Source organism: candidate division Zixibacteria bacterium HGW-Zixibacteria-1, assembly GCA_002838945.1.
GTDB lineage: Bacteria > Zixibacteria > MSB-5A5 > GN15 > PGXB01 > PGXB01.
In genome coordinates this window covers 68,999-89,214 of record PGXB01000002.1, presented here as the reverse complement: position 1 = coordinate 89,214, position 20,216 = coordinate 68,999, and the positions used below count along the sequence as shown (strand labels likewise).

Genomic DNA, 20,216 nt, shown 5'->3' with positions numbered 1-20,216 from the left:
TATGTTTAGACGTCTGCTATTTATGGTCTTTTTACTGGTGCCGGCCCTGGTCGCGGCCCAGGATGAAATCTCGGTTGAGATGACGGTCAGCCGGGATGTTATTGCGCTTGGCGAGCAGACCTACCTGACAGTTAAAATATCCGGCCCCCAGCAGAATCTTCCTCAGCCGCAAATGCCCAATATGGCCATGTTCGATGCTTATTCGCAGGGAACTTCAACCAATATTTCAATTGTCAACGGGCGGGTTGAATCATCGTTGTCATATAATTATCTGCTCATGCCGAAAAAAGAGGGGACCTTTGTCATCAAGCCGGCGGCGGTAACTTATAATCATAAGAGATACGAATCGAATGAAGTCACCATCAAGGTAGTTGGCGCCGGGGCCACAACGCCGTATGAGGCGGAGGCGCAGGCGGCTCCCAATGACGGCCAGACGCGCGACCTGTTTCTCACCGCCGAAGTGGACAAGAAAAAAGCATATGTGAATGAACAATTGACGCTGACAATCAAGTTTTATCATGCCGTTCAGCTTTTGTCTCAGCCCGATTATACCGCGCCCCAGACCACCGACTTCTGGGCCGATATGCTTGGAGAGCAGAAAACATATTACCAGGTAGTCAACGGCAAACGATATAAAGTTATTGAAATTACGATGTCACTTTTTCCCACCCGCTCCGGGGATCTGCAAATCGGCCCGGCCATGATCGAAGTGCAAATACCCGCACCTCGGCAGACAAGGCGCACCAATCCGTTTTCTCTATTCGATGACATGTTTACCCAGGGACAAATGGCCACCGTCAGGTCCAAGCCGGTAAATATCAATATTCTGCCGCTTCCCGAAGAAGGCAAACCGGAAAATTTCAGCGGTACCGTCGGCAAATATACTTTGTTATCATCCGCCGACAAGACAACGGTTGATGTCAATCAACCGGTCACGGTCACCTATAAAATAAGCGGCACCGGCAATATCAAGACAATCGCGGAACCGGCTATCGGCGACCTGAAGGATTTCCGGGTTTACAGAGCGACGTCCGACGAAAAAACAACCCAGGTGGACGGAGTGGTCGGGGGAACCAAAGTTTTCGAGGAAGTCTATATTCCAAAGCGGGCCGGGCAGTTGACAATCCCCCCGGTGGAGTTCAATTATTTCAATCCGGCCACCAGAAAGTATAATTCTTTTGCCACCAAACCGGTCGTGCTGACTGTCAATGCCGTCGAAGAAGGTGAATATACGGACTTGCCATATCAACCGGTGGCGGGCAGAGTGGTAGACCCGAACGCCCGCGACATCCGTTTTATTAAGACAAGTTTCGACGATCTGACCGTTAGAAAGCCGCTGATTATTTTTAGACCGTATTATTTCATTTTAAATCTGGCGCCGGTTCTGGTTCTGGCCTTTGTCTGGATCAGCAGCAAGAGAAGGGAGAAACTTCAAAAGGATGTCGGCTATGCGCGCTCACTCCGGGCCAAAAAAATGGCCCGTAAGCGGCTGGGAGCGGCCAGTAAACTGGCCGGAACCGGTCAGCCCGATAAATTTTATGCCGAAATCAGACTGGCCATATTTTCGTATGTGGCCGACAAATTGAATATTTCGCCGCATGGCATGACCGGTGATACCCTTATGGAAGTGATAAAAAGATCGGGAGCGGCGGATGAGCTGATTCAAAAAGCGTCGGTATTGCTGAGGCATGCCGATTTTGCCCAGTACTCATCCTCAACCGTATCTCAGGATGCAATTGGGCAATCTCTGAATGATGCCGAGGAAATTCTTGTCCGGCTGGAGGAAATCAAACTTGTATAAAAGACTGGCTGTCATAATAATTTTTGCTGTTCTCTCTTCCGTCGGAATCAGCGCGGCCTCGGAACTGGATTCGTTGTTTCTTCAGGCCAAGCAGTACTATGAGAGTAACGAGTTCGATCAGGCTCTGGCGGTATATACTGATATAATCAATCGCGGCTATGAGTCACCGGCGCTTTATTTTAACGCCGGAAACTGCTATTTCAAGAAGGGTGAGTTGGGCTTTGCCATTTTATATTATCTTCGCGCCCAAAGACTTGATCCCAACGATGACGACATCAACTCAAATCTGGCTTTTGCCCGGCAGTTTATACCGAGCCGCCTTGAGGGAGTCAAGATAAATCCTGTGACAGAGTTTTTCGGCACCGTTACTTCCCCGTTCACACTGGATCTATTGGCCTGGCTGTCATCCATATTATTTATCCTCCTGGTCTTATCGTTGAGTGGAATAATATATTTTCAGATGCGCAGTCTGGGAACCAAATTGACAGTTTATGTTTTGATTACGTTGTTTGTAATTTCGGCCGGTTTGACGACATATAAATATCGCAATGAATATCTCACAAAAAGGGGAGTAATCGTGGCCAGAGAGGCCAAAGTCTATAGTGCCCCGACTGAGAACAGCGACGTTGAATTTGTTGGCACATTTGGACTTACGTTCGAAGTCGGACGGGCCGTGGATGATTATTATCTGGTCATCTTTGAGAATAAGCGAAAGGGCTGGATAAAAACCGAATTGGTCAATATTATCTGAAAATCTGTCATTCGATGATTTTGATTGACACTTTTTTTTAATTACTCTATCTTATATTTTTATTAACCGGCTCGGGCCGGTTTAATTTTTGGAAGTGAAATGCGAACATTTTATAAACGAAAAGAGTTCTACGGGACTATTATTGCCTTGGTTTTGCTGGGCTTCTTCGTCAAGGATATTAACCTTCACGATGTCAATTTATTGCTGCACCGGGTTAATTATTATTTTCTGATACCGGCCCTGTTGGGGGAGTTTCTGCTGATAGTCCTCAAGGCGGTTCGATGGAAGACCATTGTCGAAAAGACCAAGAAGCTTAGAGTTTTGCCGGTGATTCCGCTTTATTCCGCGGGTCAGGTTATAAATATTGTCATGCCGGCGCTGACCGGCCAGGTCGGCCGTTTGCTTCTTTTCTCGAAAAAAGCCGGTCTGACAAAAAGCTATGTGTTTTCGACCATTTTACTGGAAGTCCTTTTTGATGCTATCAGCCTGTTGGTGCTGATTTTTCTACTGTCGATGGCTTTTGTTTTTCCCGAGGAATACCGTTCTCTTAGCTATATAATTGCAGTAGTTACTGTTGCGGTTTTTTTAATCCTGTATGGGATTCTTCAATTCAAGGATCAACTGGGCGACCTTGCCCGCAAATGCCTTCGAAGCCGCTGGCCCGGGTTCTATATTACTTTGCGGAAATTTGCCCGTTCCTTTTATCGGGGTATCGATCTTCTTCGTTCGACCCAGTATTTCTTTCGAACCTTGATGTATTCCTTTGCTTCATGGTTTGCCCATATTCTGGTCATATTTTTCCTTATAAAGTCATTCGGCTTCGAGCTTCATTTTGTCACCGCCATTATGGTTATGGTCATAAACACGATTGCCTTGATGATTCCCATTACTCCCGGAAATGCCGGGACCTTCGAATGGGCGGTGGCGGTGCCGCTGATGGCTTTTAAGATTCCCAAGTCGGATGCGGTTCTTTATGCCCTTGCTTTACATATTCTTGATTTAATACCGATATTCGTTATGGGTCTCTTTTTCTTCAAAACGGAACGTATGAGTCTTAAAGAGATTACTGAGGAAGGCGAGAAAGAGGAAGTTTTGGATGAGGTCGGCGAAGAAATGGTGGCCGACCCGGGGAAAGAATCATAATGATCAGATCGCTTTTATGGAGACCGGGTCAGCCGGTCGAGAAAATCGATGGTATCGCTGATTTTGATGCCATGTTTGCCCAGCCCGAGGCGGTTTTATGGGTCGATATGATAGATCCCAATGACCAGGAGTCATTTATTCTGACGCATGATTTCCATTTTCACCCTCTGGCCATCGAAGACGTTATCGAGGAAGAAGATGCGATATCGGAACTGTCGCGTTCCAAGATCGATGATTATAAGAATTATATATATGCCGAATTCTCGCTGACCGACGGGATAACTCATGATGAGGGAATAAAACTCCAGGAAGTCCATCTCTTCCTGACAAAAAATACCGTTGTAACCGTCCGCGACGAGAATCATCGAATATTTAATTATCTTCTTAATAAGGCACTGCGGGATGACCGCCTGATGTCGCGCGGGGCGGAATTTTTGTTTCACAACCTGCTGGATGTCATGGTTGATAATTATAACAGCATCCTGGAGTATTTCGAAAAGGAAGTCGATGCCATCGAGGATGATGTCCTGGAAGAGCCGGATGAGGAAACGGTCAAGAATATCTTTACACTGCGCCGCGATATTTATGATCTCAAGCGAATTGTGCTTCCACAGCGCGAGATGCTGCTCCAGATCAGCCGCGGGCAGTTTCCGCTTATTTCGGAACGGGCCGCTCTTTATTTCCGTGATATCCATGACCATCTGACGCGAATTATAGAACTATCTGAATCACACAGAGATACTTTGATTTCCGCGCTGGAAGTTTATTTCTCCAATGTTTCCACGAAGACCAATCAGATTATCAAAATTTTGACCATTTTCACCGTTATACTTATGCCTCCGACATTTCTGGTCGGTTTGTGGGGGATGAACTTTCGGTACATGCCGGAACTGGAATGGAAGTACGGCTATCTTATTTTCTGGGCGATTCTTATAATTATCACCTTAATTATGGTTCTGTTCTTTAAGCGGAAGAAGTGGATTTAAGCCTGTTATTTTCCACCCGGTCTGCGAAAAAAATCATAAAATATTCACATTTTCGAAACTTTCTCTTGACAAAATCGTTTCATTCCTTAAAATAGATACCGACCGGTAGGTATTAATATACATACCGGTCAGTATTTAAGGAAAGGTAAGGAACATGAAACAAAGTCCGAAGCTTCCGGCGGAGAAACGACGGGCGCAGCTTATAAAGGCGGCGGAGAAGATCTTTACCCGAAAGGGCTACGTTCGCGCCACGACCGAGGAGATCGCCCGGGCCGCCAAGCTGACCAAAGGGGCCCTCTATTTTCATTTCGAAAGTAAAGAGGATATTTTCTTTGCTGTCGTTAAGGAAGTCAACGGGGCGTTTTTTGATTCGATTCTGGAAATTCTCCATTCCGAGCCGGGTCCGCTGAAAGCGGTCGAAAAATCAATGTTGAAAAGTCTGGAACTCATTGACCGGCAAAAGTATTTCACGGTGGAATTCTGGCGGCAGGCGCACAATATACCGATCGTCAGGAATTATCTTTTTGAAAAGCACACCTGCATGGAAAAAGAAGTGGTCAGCTATTTCACGAGTCATACCAGGCTGACCAAAAAGGAAGCGGCGTCACTTTTTGGGCTGCTGCATGCCGTGTTTGATGGGATAATGGTTCGTAATATGTTTTTGACGCGCGAGTTGGAGTATAAAAATATTATTCCGACTCTGATAGAGATGATTAAACAGTATTTAATAAAAAACAAATAGAGTGGGTTAAATATGGTAAAGAGAACATTTATTTTTCTGATTTTATGCATCGGGCTTTATGCGACGGGCGGGGCCGAGACGATTATTACTGTCGAAAAGGCCAGAGACCTGGCGCTTGAATATAACCGTCATTATCGTACGGCGGAGAAAGAGATCGACCGGTCGAGAGGCGAAATTATTTCGGCCCGTGCCGGGGCCTTACCTCAGATCAGTCTCGATGGCCGTTACACCAGGAATATCGAAACCCCGGCAATATTTTTCGGGGACCAGAAGATTCCTATCGGTCTGGATAATGATTTTAACTTCTCCCTGTCGTTCACTCAACCGCTTTATGCAGGCGGCAAGGTCGGTGCAGCTCTTAAAGTCGCCAAAATATTCGAAGAGTATTCGCATGAAAAGGTGGCGGAGGTGCGATCCCGAATTATATTCGGGGCCGAATCCTATTTTTATGGGGCCATGCTGGCGGAAGAGAATCTGAAAGTGCTACAATCCGCTTACGAACAGCTCAGTTATAATCTCCAGGTGGTCGAGAAGTATTTCGATCAGGGGATGGTCTCCGAATATGAACTCCTGCGGGCCCGGGTTGAAAAGATGAATCTTGAACCGCAGTTAATTGCGGCGGAATCGAATGTTATTCTTTCCCGCAAGCGGCTTAAATCCTTCCTCGGACTGGCGCTTGAAGATGATATCAGGCTGGTTACCGACAACACCGATACGGTTATGATCAGCCTGCCGCCGCTCGATACGCTGGTGACCTTCGCGCTCCAGAATCGTCCCGAAATCAGACAGGCCCGGCTGCAGAAGCGCGGCTACGACAAAGCTGTCCGGATTTATCAGGGCAACTGGCTCTGGCCCAATCTTAATTTTAATACGACTTATCAGGTAAGCGCCGCCTCAGATGATTTTAAACTGGGGGGGCGGGAAGTCTCCAAAAGCTGGGCCGCTTCGCTTCTCTTGAACATCCCATTGTTTGATGGCGGCCGGACCATCGGTGAGGTGCGCAAGGCCAAGACCGATTATTATCAGGCGTCGCTGGCCGAGGAGCAGGCCTTTGATGATATTCGATTGGAAGTGGAACAGGCTCATGACAATCTCAAAATGGCCAGGCGGTCGCTTGATGTCCAGAAAGAAACAATCAGTCAGGCTGAAGAGGGCATGCGTATCGCCAATTTGAGATTCGAGTCCGGAATCGGTACCCAGCTTGAGGTGCTTTCGGCTCAAACGGCCCTGACCAATGCCAGAACCAATCTGGCCGGCGCCGTATATAGTTTCCGGCTGGCCAAGTCAGCCTTGAAAAAAGCAACCAATTATGATTTTTAAATAGTGTATGAAAAGGAATTATTATCAGATGAATAACATGAAAATAACTGGTTTACTGGGTGCCGCCCTATTGATGCTGACTTTCTTCGGCTGCAGTGGTCAAAAAGAGGAAGGTCTGGTAATTGTCGAACGCGCGGTTGCCGTTCAGGGTAAGGTAATTGTCAGAACAGGGGCCAGTCTGACCAAGAATTTCACCGGGACGATTGAAGGTGAAAAACAGGCGGTCCTGTCTGCGAAAATTTCCGAAGCCGTGGAAAAGGTTATGGTCAAAGAGGGTGATTTTGTCAAAGCCGATGATGTCCTGATTATGCTGGATAGAAGCGGTCCCTCATCGAATTATACTCAGGCTTCCTCGGTTTTTCAGAATGCCGAGAAAAACTATAATAAAATGAAGTTTCTATTCGATGAAGGGGCTGTCTCGGAGAGTCAATTTGACGGCGCCAGAACCGAATACGAAGTGGCCAAGGCCAATTTTGATGCGGCCCGGCAGATTGTCGAAATCAAATCGCCGATCAACGGCATGGTCACATCGATTGATGTTTCCACCGGTGATTATCTTTATCCCGGTCAGACAGTCGCGACGGTGGCCTCGGTGGATAAACTAAGGATAAAACTTGGGGTCAGCGGAACCGATGTCGGTCTTTTCACAAGAGGCAGCGATGTCAAAGTATCGGCTGGGTCATCAACGCCTTTGAATGCGGACGGAAAGGTCGTCAAGGTGGCGCAGTCGGCCGATCCCGAGACACGAACCTTTACAGTTGAAATCGAAATAAATAATTCCGCGAATAAACTCAAACCGGGCATGTTCGGCCGGGCCGAGATAATTGCCAAGAGCCTGAATGATATAATTGTTATCCCGCGCAGTGCCGTCATCAGCGGAGCTGATGAAAACTTTGTCTTTGTGGCGGCCGACAGTCTGGCTCATAAACGAATAGTGAAACTTGGCGTCGATTTCGATGGAAGTATCCAGATTCTTGAGGGACTCAATCAGGGAGATACGCTGGTGACTATCGGCCAGAATTATCTCGATGATGGTAAACTGGTTAAGGTGGTTCGTCTGATTGACGAGAACGGGGAGGAGATAAAACATTGAAATTAGCCCAAGTTTCCATACGAAGACCGGTCTTTACGGTCATGATGATTATGGCCCTGATTGTTCTGGGCTACTCGTCATTCAATCAGATGAACATAGATCTGATGCCGGATATTGACTTCCCGTTCGTTATTGTCCAGACAATTTATCCGGGTGCCGGCGCCGAAGCGGTTGAAACTGAAGTAAGCAAGAAAATCGAGGACGCAGTCAATCCTATTGAAGGCGTCAAGCACATTACGACGCAATCGCAGGAAGGATATTCCCTGCTTCTCATCGAATTCGTCCTTGAGAAGGACGGGAAAGAAGCGGCGCAGGAGGTTCGTGAAAAAATCTCCGCCATACGCGGCGACCTTCCCAATGATATAGAAGAGCCGGTGATCTCGCGGTATGATCCGCAAAGCCGGCCGATTATGTCTCTCAATGTCTATGGAAATCGCCCTTTGAAAGATATAACCACTTTTGCCAAGGACAATATCAAGAAACGACTGGAGTCGATTCCCGGTGTTGGGGCCGTCACTCTTGTCGGCGGTTATGAACGGGAAATAAACATATTTCTCGACATCGACAAGATGGAGTCTTATCAGATTTCCATCGGTAAGGTAAAGATGGCTCTTCGGGCCGCCAATCTTGAAATCCCGGGCGGTCGTGTTGATGAAGACAATGTTGAATATGTTGTCCGCACGATGGGCAAGCTGACCTCTGTTTCCCAGTTCGAGAATATTCCCATAGATAATCCCAGGGGACAACCCATCTATCTTAAGGATATTGCCATTGTCAAAGATGACATTATTGAACAGCGCTCATTGGCGCGGGTCGACGGTAAAGAATCGGTGACACTCGATATCTCGCGACAGTCGGGATCCAATACGGTCGAAGTTGCCCGAATTATCAAGGAGCAGGTCGATAAGATAAAGTCCGAACTGCCGCCCGGCCTGAATATAGATATTGTGGTTGACGACTCGATATATATTGAAGATTCGATCCATGAAATTCTGACCAATATTATCTTTGGCGGACTGCTGGCCATATTTGTCATATTCCTTTTCCTCGCCGATATACGTTCGACGATTATTTCGGCAGTGGCCATTCCGACATCGATCATCGCCACCTTTACCTTCATGAAATTGCTCGGCTTCACTCTAAATATGATGTCGTTGATGTCGCTTTCGCTGGCGGTGGGTCTGCTTATTGATGATGCCATTGTCGTCATCGAAAATATCTTCCGTCACCTGGATGAAGGTGAATCGCCGATGCGGGCGGCCTATAACGGCACGAAGGAAATCGGGCTGGCCGTCATGGCGACCACCTTTTCAATTGTGGTTGTTTTTCTCCCGGTGGCTTTCATGAGCGGTATTGTTGGAAGATTCTTTTATCAATTTGGTATGACCATCGCTTTCGCCGTTGTCGTCTCGCTGTTTGTGGCGTTTTCGCTGACGCCGATGCTTTCATCGCGCTTCCTGAAAAAAGAGGGCGCCGGCGGCGAGGCCCCCAAATTTTTTGTGGCAAAATTCATCTGGAAAATATATCAGGCGATTCTGAACATTATCTCGCCCTGGAACAAGTTTTTCAATCTTGTCAACGGCTGGTATCGTCATCTTCTCGGATGGGCCATGGGCCATCGTTTCCTGGTTCTCTTTATCGCTGCCGCGTCATTCATTTTCTCGCTCTGGCTGGGACAATTTTTGGGGCAGGAATTTATTCCGGTATCCGATCAGAATCAGATTTTAGTCACTGTCAAAACACCTCCGGGAACGGATCTGGAAAAGACCTCGGAACGTTTCGCCGAGATTGAAGAATTGATTCGTCAATTTGACGGTATCAAGCTGATATTTACCACGATTGGCTCCGGACAAAACCCCGTCAATGAGGGGAACATTTTTGTAAAACTTGTGGATGCGCAGCTTCGACCGCTTTCCGCTCAGGCCATGATCGACAGCGTCAGAAAGGTGATTTCAGTTGTTCCCGGTATTGAATACGCCGTCAGCGCCGAAGAAGGCCATAGTGGCGGTGGTAAATCAGTTGAGATATCCATTCGCGGATCGGACCGAAATATTATTAATGATCTTGCGCATCAAGTACAAAGAATATTCGAAAAAACACCCGGAACCGTCGATATCGGCAACAGTATGGAAGAAGGCAAACCGGAATTAAGGCTGAATATCGATCGCGGTAAGGCCAATGATCTGGCGTTGAATGTATATGGGATTGCCTCCACTATCAGGAGCTATGTTGACGGCGAGGTGGTCACCAGGTACAAGGAGGGTGATGAGGAGTATGACGTCAGGATCAGACTAAAAGAAACCGACAGAAAGAGCGGCGAGGATGTCGGCCGACTTCTGATCGCCAGTAATAAGGAAATCGATGGAATAAGGACCTTCCTTGTTCCGGTATCGCATGTGGCGCAACTTGAGAAAACCAATGCCATCGGCAAATACAACCGCTATGATCGCCTGAGCGATGTGCGGGTAAGCAGTAATGTCGAACTTGGTGCCTTTACGGGGACGGTTGTGAACCAAATTTATGCCGAAGCCCAGGGGATTGATATACCGCCGGGATATGAAGTCAAGATGTCCGGAGAGGGTGAAATCATGGCGGAATCATTCAGCAATATCTTTACCGCTCTGGCCCTGGCCGTCATTTTCATATATCTTCTTCTGGCTTCACAGTTCGAGTCGTTTTTTGATCCTTTCTCCATCATGTTTTCTCTTCCGATGTCGCTGGTGGGGGCGGTCATCGGGCTGCTGATCTTCAAGGACTCCATGTCGATTATGTCAATGATCGGTATAATCATGCTAATGGGGCTCGTAACCAAGAACGCTATTTTGCTGGTTGACTTTATCAAACAGAACCGCTATAAAGGTAAAACCAGGCTCGAGGCCATTCTGATTGCCGGACCGGTTCGACTGCGGCCGATTCTTATGACAACTTTTGCCATGGTTTTTGGTATGCTGCCTCTTGCACTGGGTATTGGCCCGGGAGCCGAGATGCGTGCCCCGATGGCGCGTGCGGTTATCGGCGGTCTGACAAGTTCGACATTACTGACGCTGGTAGTGGTGCCGATTGTTTACACTGTTATTGATGATATCGTGGCGTGGTTCATGGGACATGAGACCATACGCCCGATTTCGGAAGAAGAAAAATTCGATGCATGAAAACAATATTAAGCCGGGGGCGGAATTCAATCATTCCGCCCTGTATCTGGATTTTTTGAAACGGCATGAGCGTCTAGAGAAGTACCTGTATCAGCGCAGCCCGGTCGAGGCGGCGGCCGGTGTCAGGATGTCAAAGATGGACCGTAATGTTCTTTGCGACGTCCTCGAAAAACAGAACAAGGATTTTAATTCAAAACCGGTTGCTTTTGCGGCCATAAAAAGACTTCGCCATCCGGATACCCTGTGTATTTTCAGCGGTCAGCAGGCGGGATTATACGGCGGCCCGCTCCTGACCCTGTACAAAGCGATTGATGTCATCAAGCGGGCCCGAAAGCTCGAGGTCGAACTGAAACGGCCGGTTGTTCCGGTTTTCTGGATCGCCTGCGATGATCATGATTTCGAAGAAATCAACCATACCCATGGTCTTAACAAAGACGGCGAACCGGTCCGCTTAAGTTATGCCCCCGAGGGAAAATTCGGCGTTCCGGTTGCGGATGTTTGTATCAAGAATGAGGAAAAATACGAGGAGCTCAAACGGGAAACGGAAAATGTTTTCGGCGGCACCGATTTTTCGGAAGAGCTACTGCAGCGCCTGATGACCTGTTATGCTTTTGATGAGGGCCTGGTCAGGGCCTTTGCGAGGCATATTGCCGACATCCTGCCCGATCTCGGTTTGGTTTTCTTCTGTCCGCACAATGAAATCGTTAAAATGCACTCCAGGGATTTTTTCAAGCAACTGGTCGAGCGGCAATTTCAGATCAGGGAACATCTTGAAGAAACGGAACGCAGCTTAATGGCGGACGATTATCATATCCAGGCGGAAAAGAAAAAGACGGCCGTGCATCTTTTCTATCATTTCCCCGAGCGCATGCCGATTCACTATCTCGATGATTCTTTTGTCGTCGGGGAAAAACGTCTGGGACTGACCGCCTTACTCGATTTGATCGACAAATATCCGGGCCGTTTCTCACCGGATGTTCTGACCCGTCCGATCTGGCAGTCGTTCCTTTTCCCGGTCGTGGCCCATACCGGTGGACCTGCCGAAATTGCGTATTTCTGTCAAATCGGGAAACTGTTCAAGCTGGTCGGATTATCGCAGCCGTACTACTATTCCCGTGTCGGTGCGACCCTTGTCGAAAAAAGGTATGAAGACTTTCTCGGCAAGTACAATATAAATTTATCTGACCTGGCAGGTGATGTCGAGCAGTTGATCAACCGTATTCTGGCCGGATCGTTTCCCGAAAAACTCGAAAGGGATATTGAAGCCGGCCGACTTAAAATGGAAAAAGAATATACCGGTCTTACGGATGTGATCGTGGATTTTGATCAGAGCCTGAGCCCGATGGCGGAGCAGACGTGGGGGAAAATCGATTTTGCCCTGAAAAATCTCGAGAAAAAGATATTTTCGCAGCACAAAAAGAAGATGGACAACACCCGGGCGCAGATTTACCGGCTCGCCAACGCTCTTTATCCCGACCGAACCCTGCAGGAAAGAATGCTTAATATCAATTATTATATTTCCAAATATGGTTTTGGAATCGTAGATTATATCATTGAAAAGCTGGATGTTGAAACCAGTGATAACCAGATGATTTACCTTTCACAGTATAAAGCATGATATGAAAATTGGAATTACATGTTATCCAGTTGCCGGCGGCTCCGGTATCGTGGCCACCGAACTGGGGCAGCAGCTTGCCCACCGGGGTCACCAGGTGCATTTTATCAGCTATGCCATACCCTTCAGGCTGGACCGGTACCAGGAAAACCTCTTTTTTCACGGTGTCGAAACCACCGCCTACCCGCTGTTCAAGCATCCGCCGTACGCCCTGACCCTGGCGGCGAAGATGGCTGATGTATCGTGCAATTACCAGCTTGAAATATTGCATGTGCATTATGCCATCCCGCATGCCACCTCGGCCTTCCTGGCCCGGCAACTGACCAGCAGCTGCCCCGCTCCGAAAATCATTACCACCCTGCACGGGACAGATATTACGCTGGTCGGGTCCGACCCGTCGTTTTTCGATATTACGCGCTTTTCGATAAATGCTTCCGACGGCGTAACCGCGGTATCGCAGTATCTTGCGGATGAAACGCAGGAAATATTCAAGCTCGACAAGCCGATTAAGGTCATACATAATTTCTTCGACGGTAACCGTTTCATGCCCGACGGCAACCAAAGCTGCTGCAAGCGCCGTAGTTTCGCCGCCGATGATGAGTTCATCATCGCGCATATTTCCAATTTCCGGCCGGTCAAGCGGACCATTGATGTTATCGAGATATTCGAGAAGATATCCGCAAAGCTGCCGGCAAAGCTGCTGTTGATCGGCGAAGGCCCGGAGACGATTCTGGCGCGGCGTCAGGTCAATAAGAAGGGTTTAAGCGATCGTGTTACTTTCATGGGCAACCAGAGCCAGGTCGAAGCCATTCTGCCATTATGCGATCTGTTCCTGTTGCCGTCCGAAGAGGAATCGTTCGGGTTGGCGGCGCTCGAGGCGCTGGCCTGCGGTGTGCCGGTTATCGGAACCCTGGAAACCGGGCTGGTTGAAGTGGTCGAGCCGAATGTCAACGGTTATCTGTTGCCGATCGGACATACGACCGAAATGGCCGAAGCCGGAATAAATTTACTGATGGATAAAAATCTGCTCAATATATTCAAGGAAAATGCCCACACGCTGGTTAAAGAGAAGTTCAATCAGGATAAAATCGTGAGCCAGTACGAAGATTATTATCGAGAGATACTGCATGGATAACAAAGAAACCAAAACGCTGGATGTGCTGGCGATTGCCGCGCATCGTGATGATATCGAGATAACCTCCGGCGGGACGATGATCAAGCTGGCCGATATGGGCTACAAAACCGGCGTCCTTGACCTGACACAGGGGGAGATGGGCTCCAAGGGGTCGGCCGAAGAGCGCGAAAGGGATGCCGTCAATGCCTCCGAAATTATGGGGCTGTCATGGCGCGGGAACCTGCGCCTGCCCGATGCGGCGGTCGAAGTCACTTACGAAAACAAGCTCAAAATCGCCAATGTGATCCGCATGTTCAAGCCGGAACTGGTCATCCTGCCGTTCTGGATACAGCGGCATCCCGATCATCTGGCCGCTTCGCAACTGGGCTATGATGCCTGCTTTCTGGCCGGATTGAAGAAACTTCAAATCGACGGTGAACCGCATCGCCCGCGTAAAATTATCTATGCCTCGTCGTTTCGCGAAGTGAAACATTCGTTTTTTGTCGATATCAGCGCGCAGATGCAGCGCAAGCTGGAGTCGGTCAAGGCATATCAGTCGCAGTTCGACGGCTCGCCCGAATCCAACCGGATCTATAAGCCGGGCGTGAATATATTCGAGTTCATGACGATCACGGCCAAACATTACGGCCATATGCTCGGTGTCGATTATGCCGAAGCTTTCACGATCAAGGAAAATATATTGATAGACGATCCGGTCAAGATGCCGGTGCGATCGATATAAATTTTTCACACAGGTTGGCGCCAATGCCGAAACTTACCTTCAAAGAAGTCAAATCCGAATTGTGGCCCGCTTTCGAAAAACTGTTCGGCGATAACGGCGCCTGCGGCGGATGCTGGTGCCAGCACTGGCGGGTGCCGCAGGGCGGGAAGATGTGGGAAATGGCCAAAGGGGAGAACGCCCGCAATGTCATGCGGCAGCTTTTTGTCGAGAACAAAGTCACCGGTTTGCTGGCCTTCGAAGGGGACAAGGCGGTCGGCTGGTGCTCATACGGCCCGCGGACCGACTATCCGCGGATCGAAAGAACCGAAGCTTACATGCGCGACGACACCGAAGGTGTCTGGTGCATCAATTGCTTTTTTATCGACAAGCATTACCGCCAACAGGGGGTGGCGACCGCCATGCTCGAAGCCGCGCTGAAGTTTATCAAGAAACGCAAAGTCAAAGTGGTCGAGGCGTATCCGGTGCCGCTGACCATGGACGGCCAGAAACTGCCGGGGGCGTTTGTCTATCCCGGCCCGCTCAAGATGTTCGATGACGCCGGGTTCAAGATTATTCAGAGGATATCATATTCAAGGCCGCTGGTAAGGAAGGCGCTGAAGTAACATTTTCTACTGTCTAAACATCCCCAAACATGATTAATGCTAATGCATTAACCATGTTTGAGGCTGCCACACGGCATTATAGTTAGGATTCATTCCCTACTCCCAATTTTAGGAAAAAATCTGGATAAACATTTTCTAATGTTATAAAGATTATTTTACTTGCCTAATTTTCCCCGACTGATTTTGGTAATAAACTTATTTATTAGGTTATTCTCACTTTTTGACTTCAACATCCCCCCAATGCACCATAAGAGCCATAACGCCACCAATAATGTCGTAATCACAAATATCGCTTGCCATACATTGGCGTCAATACCAAGAATTGGTTGGAATACGGCAGTAGATAATGTAGCAATGAGTGTCACTAAAATTCCAAAAGGGGCAATGCATTTATATTTCTTTGAAATCTCTTTAATAAATTCATGAAGTTCTAGCTTTACCAAATTTTTATCGGTCTGAAAAGTCTCATCAGAAAAGACTTCAAAAAATTTATCTTCCCCGTCCTTTAGCTTACGCTGCAATGTTCGTACGCCCTCACTGTCTGGGGTGGGATTATCTGGTTTAATATCGCTCATTCAAAGCTACCTCTATGGTCTTTAACTGAAGCAATTAGCCCATCAAACTTATTTGATTTTAAGGACATCCCAAGCTTTGAATATGTGTCCCGGGCTTCCTCTAATGCCCTTAATGCCTTTTCTTTTACGTTCTTATCCTTTTTCTCCAGTAGCATATTATAATAAAGTAAACCAATATTCCCCTGTGTATCTGCATAGGCAATTGGGAAATTAGATAATGTTCTCACTTTCAATGCGTTTGAATATGCGTCCAATGCCTTGGTTAAGTTATCTTCTCTATTTTCAACATATGATAAAGACGAATAGCTATAAGCAAGATTATTTAGTGCCATAGCATAGTGCATTGGGAACTTATCTGGCGTGTAGACCGTTAAGGCCTCGTTAAAAGCAGTGATCGCCTTATGAGCGTTGGCCGCCTTGTCTTCGACCTCGGCCAGGGTACTATATGCAGTCCCCAAATTGTTTTGGGTCATGCCATAGTCCATCGGAAACTTATCCGGCGTAAAGATCGTTAAGGCCTCGTTATAAGCAGTGATCGCCTTATGAGCGTTGGCCGCCTTGTCTTCGATCTCGGCCAGGGTACCGTAAGCAGCCCCCAGATTGTTTTGGGTCATGCCATAGTTCATCGGAAACTTATCCGGCGTTCTGACCGTTAAGGCCTCGTTATAAGCAGTGATCGCCAATTTAGCGTTGGCCGCCTTGTCTTCGACCTCGGCCAGGGTAGTGTAAGCAGTCCCCAGATTGTTTTGGGTCATGCCATAGTCCATCGGAAACTTATCCGGCGTGTAGACCGTTAAGGCCTCGTTAAAAGCTGTGATTGCCTTATGAGCGTTGGCCGCCTTGTCTTCGACCTCGGCCAGGGTGCCGTAAGCAGCCCCCAGATTGTTTTGGGTCATGCCATAGGCCATCGGAAACTTATCAGGCGTGTAGACCATTAAGGCCTCGTTATAAGCTGTGATCGCCTTATGAGCGTTGGCCACCTTGTCTTCGACCTCGGCCAGGGTAATGTAAGCATTCCCCAGATTGTTTTGGGTCATGCCATAGTCCATCGGAAATTTATCCGGCGTTCTGACCGTTAAGGCCTCGTTATAGGCTGTGATCGCCTTATGAGCGTTGGCCGCCTTGTCTTCAACCGCGGCCAGACGCCGGAATGCTATTCCCAGGCTGTTTTGAGTCTTGGCATAGTCGAGGGGAGTGATTTCAATATTCCATATTTTCAAGGCGGCGGAAAATGCTGCAATCGCAATATGTTCGAGATCAGCGATGCGGATATCATATTGGGCTATATCGTCGGCGCGATTGCCGAGTAGATAAAGGGCCACCGGATCATCCGTGATAGTATTATTTAACTCTTTGAAATTGTCAATAAGATCAAATTCCGCTTGAATTACCTTTTGGAGATAAATTTCTTCGACTCTGATTGTGCCGTTATTTCTGTCAATAAAACCGTTTTCTGTTAATTGGCGTAGCAAGTCTTGCCAGCCACGTTTATTTAGCCCAACCTCTTCACACTTCTCGCTGACTGTTTTGATTCTCTCGAGGTCGAATTCTTCATGGCCCTCAAATATGCCGGCGTCAAATAATCTTTTGATGGCCGCCAGGACGCCCTTTTTATCACCGCTGCATTTGCCGTATCGCTCTTTCATGGCGTCGATATGGACAAAAAGCGAACCGATATTGCCGTCGAAATTGCCGGATGATTCAATATTATTCTGCTCCGCGAAATCTTCCGCCACTACGGTCTCAACTTTTGGAATCTCGATAGTACGATTGAATACCTGGAGGATGCTATCGTGTCCTTTGCAGAAATTCTCATAATCATCACCTTTGCGGCAGGTGGCGATTATGATGGCTCCCTCTCGCACGAAGAGATTAATTAAATATTCAAAATTCTGTTTCGATGCGAATTTATTGATATCGTCAAAAATAACGACCGGATCAAAGAAGAATTTACTTTTGTCCGGTATTTCGAATTCACCGGGTTTTATGTCCTCGGGGCGCGGAATCAGCACGCTGGAAGGATTATGCATTTTCTTAAGCGCTTCATATACCGCCCGTGTCTTTCCTGCCAATGGGTTGCCCACAATAAGAATGCAGTCACCCTTTGCAAGACTATTTCGCAATGGCGGATCGACTTCCGACCGTTCCATATAGGCCGGGTTGAAATTGAGCTTGTCTGTGGCTCGAATACCGAGAACATCTTCAGGCGTCAAATCCGACGATTTTTTCCAAAGGACATTGAAATGAGTCGTATGTTTTTGTTTTTTTTCTTTATATACTCTGAATAAGAGTCTGAAATAGGCAGCCACTGCGGTCAAAGCTGCAACAACTCCGGCAATGATTCCTATTTTGGCCAGTGTTTCCAAGCGAACCTCCGCAATATGGCGGTTTTGTTTCCGACAGGTCGATTCTTGATTAAGTCGAATGAAAAATACAGGATTATCAGAGATTTGGCAATATTTATTAATTTTGAAATGGGATAATATTTGGACGGTTTCGAGCCATCCAGCACAGTTGCATAAATCAATAATTATTCTTATAATAACCCCGGAAGCGGATAGGGTCTGGTGGCCCTTGCGGTCTTCAAAACCGTGGGGAGGCGGCAGCGTCGTCTCCGGTGGGTTCGATTCCCACCCCTTCCGTTTTTTTTATTTTATTATGCTATCAGCTTGTCGGACAACAAATCGACATAGACAATTAAAATTCCTGAGAAAATACGTATATAATTTGGAAATAAATTATATCCGGGGGAAATCTTGGCCGCGATTTTAATATTCTTCTTTGCGCACTGGTTTCTGTCGCTCTTTTTCCATTCGTTTTTTTTGCATCGATATGGTTCGCACCAGATGTTTACCATGTCGCGCAGATGGGAGAAGTTTTTTCTGGTTATGACCTTTATCACCCAGGGATCGACTTTTCTTGATCCTCGGGCCTATGCGCTGATGCATCGCATGCACCACGCCTATTCCGACACCGAGCGCGACCCGCATTCACCGGGGAATTTCAAGAATGTCTTAAGCATGATGCTGAGCACGGCTGGAACATACCGCGGGATAATATCCGGTAAAATAACTGTCCCCGAGGAATTCCAGGGAAATATTCCGCAATGGGAGGCATTCGGCAAAATCGCGCACTTGCGGGTGGTCGGGCTGATTTTTGTCGGTCTGTATATCGCTTTTTATGTCCATTTCGCCCCCAGCCCCTGGTTTTATCTGCTGCTGCCGATTCATGTCCTGATGGGGCCGATTCAGGGCGCCATTGTCAACTGGTGCGGGCATAAATACGGCTATACCCGATATAAGAATCTGGGCGATAATTCGCGCAATACTTTTCCGATCGATATTTTCCTGCTCGGCGAGTTGTATCAAAACAACCACCACAAAAGGCCGCTAAGTCCCAATCTGGCGCACCGCTGGTATGAATTCGATCCCAGTTATCCGGTTATCTGGCTGATGAACCGTCTCGGCATAATCCATTTCCGGCCCGATCTCGCGCGGGTGACCTGATATCATTTTTCCCTCGAACATATCCCGAATTAAAGCCGCGTTTTAATTTCAATATTTGTATATTGCCGAAAATAATCACTCATATTTGAGGAAGACAATGGAAACCTGGATAAATAAAGAGCAGAAATACAGCGGCAAGGTTGTCTCGCTGGTGGTCGGCGAGGCGCGACTTGAGGATGGCGGTGTTGTCTGGCGCGAAGTTATCAATCATTCCGGCGGTGTAGCGATTGTGCCGGTTATTGATGATGCGGTCATTATGGTTCGCCAGTTTCGAATGGCTATCGACAGGGAGATTCTGGAAATTCCGGCAGGAAAAATCGATCCGGGGGAGAAGCCGGAAGATTGCGCCCGCCGCGAACTCGAAGAAGAAACCGGCTATAAGGCGGGAACGCTTATTCCGGCCGGGGCGTTTTACCCATCGGTTGGTTATACCGATGAGATAATTCATATATTTCTCTGTTTCGAATTGAAAAAAGCCAATCAGAAACTCGATTCCGACGAGCGGATCAGGGTAGAAAAAATATCTATATCGGATTTGAAGAAAAAACTGGCGGCAAGGCAACTTGAAGACTCAAAGACGATTATTGGTTTGAGGGAATTGTTTGCTTTCCTTGAAGATAAATAAAAGGCGGTTTTAATCCTGCTGTTTATCGCGATTGCGATTTTTATATTTCCTCAGCAGGGCGTCATTGACTTTTCCCTTGATCTGGGCCCTGGCCTGAGTTTCCAGGAGTGATTCATTCGGTCTTAGATGCAGCCCGCTGAGGTTTTGAATCGACATGACCTGATTACGTATCTGTTCACGCTTCTTGAAATTGACGATGGCAAGTTCCAGACGGCGTAAATCATCAATAGAGGCCGGCAAGAAGATATACCAGATTTGCCGGTTTACCCCCTCCAGCATATTCTTTATGTTTGAATATGAATCCAATGCTTTTTCATATTCACTTTTCAATTTTGCCTCCTTTTAAGGTCGGGCTTCCAATTCCGACCATGTCGGTCCGTGTTCCATTTCATTTGAATAAACAGGCGGAACGGCGGCAATGTTCCTGATTCGGCCAAGAATAAAAAAGG

17 protein-coding genes are annotated in these 20,216 nt (G+C 47.5%); 14 read left to right on the top strand and 3 right to left on the bottom strand.

Going from position 1 to position 20,216, the window contains the following annotated elements; all coding sequences use genetic code 11:
- The first annotated feature begins 1 nt into the window (after position 1).
- The 12 genes from CVT49_01190 to CVT49_01135 all read left to right on the top strand — a co-directional run bounded on the left by CVT49_01190 (position 2) and on the right by CVT49_01135 (position 15,061).
- Entirely contained in the window at positions 2 to 1,801 is a 1,800-nt protein-coding gene (locus tag CVT49_01190) for a hypothetical protein (protein PKK84798.1), read from the top strand.
- On the top strand, positions 1,752 to 2,552 hold the full coding sequence (locus tag CVT49_01185) for a hypothetical protein (GenBank protein ID PKK84797.1): 801 nt from the start codon (positions 1,752 to 1,754) through the stop codon (positions 2,550 to 2,552). Before CVT49_01190 ends, CVT49_01185 begins: the two co-directional genes overlap by 50 nt.
- A gap of 99 nt (positions 2,553 to 2,651) precedes the next feature.
- Positions 2,652 to 3,695: a hypothetical protein gene (locus tag CVT49_01180; GenBank protein PKK84796.1), complete on the top strand. Its 1,044-nt coding sequence runs from the start codon at positions 2,652 to 2,654 to the stop codon at positions 3,693 to 3,695.
- The gene (corA, locus tag CVT49_01175; protein ID PKK84795.1) at positions 3,695 to 4,681 is read left to right on the top strand and encodes a magnesium and cobalt transport protein CorA; all 987 of its coding nucleotides are present in this window, start codon (positions 3,695 to 3,697) and stop codon (positions 4,679 to 4,681) included. The genes CVT49_01180 and corA overlap by 1 nt, the downstream gene beginning before the upstream one ends.
- Before the next feature lie 154 nt (positions 4,682 to 4,835).
- Positions 4,836 to 5,423 carry a hypothetical protein gene (locus CVT49_01170; protein PKK84794.1) on the top strand — a complete coding sequence of 196 codons (588 nt, stop codon included), beginning with the start codon at positions 4,836 to 4,838 and terminating at the stop codon, positions 5,421 to 5,423.
- Between the two features lie 12 nt (positions 5,424 to 5,435).
- A complete protein-coding gene (locus CVT49_01165) occupies positions 5,436 to 6,743 on the top strand; it encodes a hypothetical protein (GenBank protein ID PKK84793.1) in 1,308 nt (435 codons plus the stop codon).
- 7 nt (positions 6,744 to 6,750) lie between these two features.
- Entirely contained in the window at positions 6,751 to 7,836 is a 1,086-nt protein-coding gene (locus tag CVT49_01160; GenBank protein ID PKK84792.1) for a hypothetical protein, read from the top strand.
- Positions 7,833 to 10,988 carry an AcrB/AcrD/AcrF family protein gene (locus CVT49_01155; protein PKK84791.1) on the top strand — a complete coding sequence of 1,052 codons (3,156 nt, stop codon included), beginning with the start codon at positions 7,833 to 7,835 and terminating at the stop codon, positions 10,986 to 10,988. The genes CVT49_01160 and CVT49_01155 overlap by 4 nt, the downstream gene beginning before the upstream one ends.
- Positions 10,915 to 12,606, top strand: coding sequence for a bacillithiol biosynthesis cysteine-adding enzyme BshC (gene bshC / locus CVT49_01150; protein PKK84790.1), 1,692 nt, complete (start codon positions 10,915 to 10,917; stop codon positions 12,604 to 12,606). The genes CVT49_01155 and bshC overlap by 74 nt, the downstream gene beginning before the upstream one ends.
- A 1-nt stretch (position 12,607) precedes the next feature.
- Positions 12,608 to 13,738: an N-acetyl-alpha-D-glucosaminyl L-malate synthase BshA gene (gene bshA / locus CVT49_01145; GenBank protein ID PKK84789.1), complete on the top strand. Its 1,131-nt coding sequence runs from the start codon at positions 12,608 to 12,610 to the stop codon at positions 13,736 to 13,738.
- A complete protein-coding gene (gene bshB1 / locus CVT49_01140) occupies positions 13,731 to 14,459 on the top strand; it encodes a bacillithiol biosynthesis deacetylase BshB1 (protein ID PKK84788.1) in 729 nt (242 codons plus the stop codon). Before bshA ends, bshB1 begins: the two co-directional genes overlap by 8 nt.
- Positions 14,460 to 14,482: 23 nt before the next feature.
- A complete protein-coding gene (locus CVT49_01135) occupies positions 14,483 to 15,061 on the top strand; it encodes a hypothetical protein (GenBank protein ID PKK84787.1) in 579 nt (192 codons plus the stop codon).
- 155 nt (positions 15,062 to 15,216) lie between these two features.
- Here the strand turns inward: CVT49_01135 and CVT49_01130 are convergent, their stop codons facing one another.
- Together CVT49_01130 and CVT49_01125 are read right to left on the bottom strand one after the other, a co-directional pair.
- On the bottom strand, positions 15,217 to 15,636 hold the full coding sequence (locus CVT49_01130) for a hypothetical protein (GenBank protein ID PKK84786.1): 420 nt from the start codon (positions 15,634 to 15,636) through the stop codon (positions 15,217 to 15,219).
- Positions 15,633 to 18,002 (bottom strand): hypothetical protein, encoded by a 2,370-nt coding sequence (locus CVT49_01125; protein ID PKK84785.1) that lies wholly within the window; start codon positions 18,000 to 18,002, stop codon positions 15,633 to 15,635. The genes CVT49_01130 and CVT49_01125 overlap by 4 nt, the downstream gene beginning before the upstream one ends.
- Before the next feature lie 390 nt (positions 18,003 to 18,392).
- Here CVT49_01125 and CVT49_01120 point away from each other — a divergent pair, with 390 nt between their 5' ends.
- Both CVT49_01120 and CVT49_01115 read left to right on the top strand, forming a co-directional pair.
- Positions 18,393 to 19,142, top strand: a complete 750-nt coding sequence (locus CVT49_01120) for an acyl-CoA desaturase (protein PKK84784.1) — start codon at positions 18,393 to 18,395, stop codon at positions 19,140 to 19,142.
- 97 nt (positions 19,143 to 19,239) lie between these two features.
- The gene (locus tag CVT49_01115; GenBank protein ID PKK84783.1) at positions 19,240 to 19,767 is read left to right on the top strand and encodes an ADP-ribose pyrophosphatase; all 528 of its coding nucleotides are present in this window, start codon (positions 19,240 to 19,242) and stop codon (positions 19,765 to 19,767) included.
- A gap of 9 nt (positions 19,768 to 19,776) precedes the next feature.
- Here CVT49_01115 and CVT49_01110 read toward each other — a convergent pair whose 3' ends face one another.
- Positions 19,777 to 20,097 carry a hypothetical protein gene (locus CVT49_01110; GenBank protein PKK84782.1) on the bottom strand — a complete coding sequence of 107 codons (321 nt, stop codon included), beginning with the start codon at positions 20,095 to 20,097 and terminating at the stop codon, positions 19,777 to 19,779.
- Positions 20,098 to 20,216: the final 119 nt, after the last annotated feature.

What these genes read in the sequence shown, in the direction of transcription:
- CVT49_01190 (PKK84798.1), top strand. Translation starts at nt 2, where the DNA reads ATGTTTAGACGTCTGCTATTTATGGTCTTTTTACTGGTGCCGGCCCTG.
- CVT49_01185 (PKK84797.1), top strand. Translation starts at nt 1,752, where the DNA reads ATGATGCCGAGGAAATTCTTGTCCGGCTGGAGGAAATCAAACTTGTAT.
- CVT49_01180 (PKK84796.1), top strand. Translation starts at nt 2,652, where the DNA reads ATGCGAACATTTTATAAACGAAAAGAGTTCTACGGGACTATTATTGCC.
- corA (PKK84795.1), top strand. Translation starts at nt 3,695, where the DNA reads ATGATCAGATCGCTTTTATGGAGACCGGGTCAGCCGGTCGAGAAAATC.
- CVT49_01170 (PKK84794.1), top strand. Translation starts at nt 4,836, where the DNA reads ATGAAACAAAGTCCGAAGCTTCCGGCGGAGAAACGACGGGCGCAGCTT.
- CVT49_01165 (PKK84793.1), top strand. Translation starts at nt 5,436, where the DNA reads ATGGTAAAGAGAACATTTATTTTTCTGATTTTATGCATCGGGCTTTAT.
- CVT49_01160 (PKK84792.1), top strand. Translation starts at nt 6,751, where the DNA reads ATGAAAAGGAATTATTATCAGATGAATAACATGAAAATAACTGGTTTA.
- bshC (PKK84790.1), top strand. Translation starts at nt 10,915, where the DNA reads ATGATATCGTGGCGTGGTTCATGGGACATGAGACCATACGCCCGATTT.
- bshA (PKK84789.1), top strand. Translation starts at nt 12,608, where the DNA reads ATGAAAATTGGAATTACATGTTATCCAGTTGCCGGCGGCTCCGGTATC.
- bshB1 (PKK84788.1), top strand. Translation starts at nt 13,731, where the DNA reads ATGGATAACAAAGAAACCAAAACGCTGGATGTGCTGGCGATTGCCGCG.
- CVT49_01135 (PKK84787.1), top strand. Translation starts at nt 14,483, where the DNA reads ATGCCGAAACTTACCTTCAAAGAAGTCAAATCCGAATTGTGGCCCGCT.
- CVT49_01130 (PKK84786.1), bottom strand. Translation starts at nt 15,636, where the DNA reads ATGAGCGATATTAAACCAGATAATCCCACCCCAGACAGTGAGGGCGTA.
- CVT49_01115 (PKK84783.1), top strand. Translation starts at nt 19,240, where the DNA reads ATGGAAACCTGGATAAATAAAGAGCAGAAATACAGCGGCAAGGTTGTC.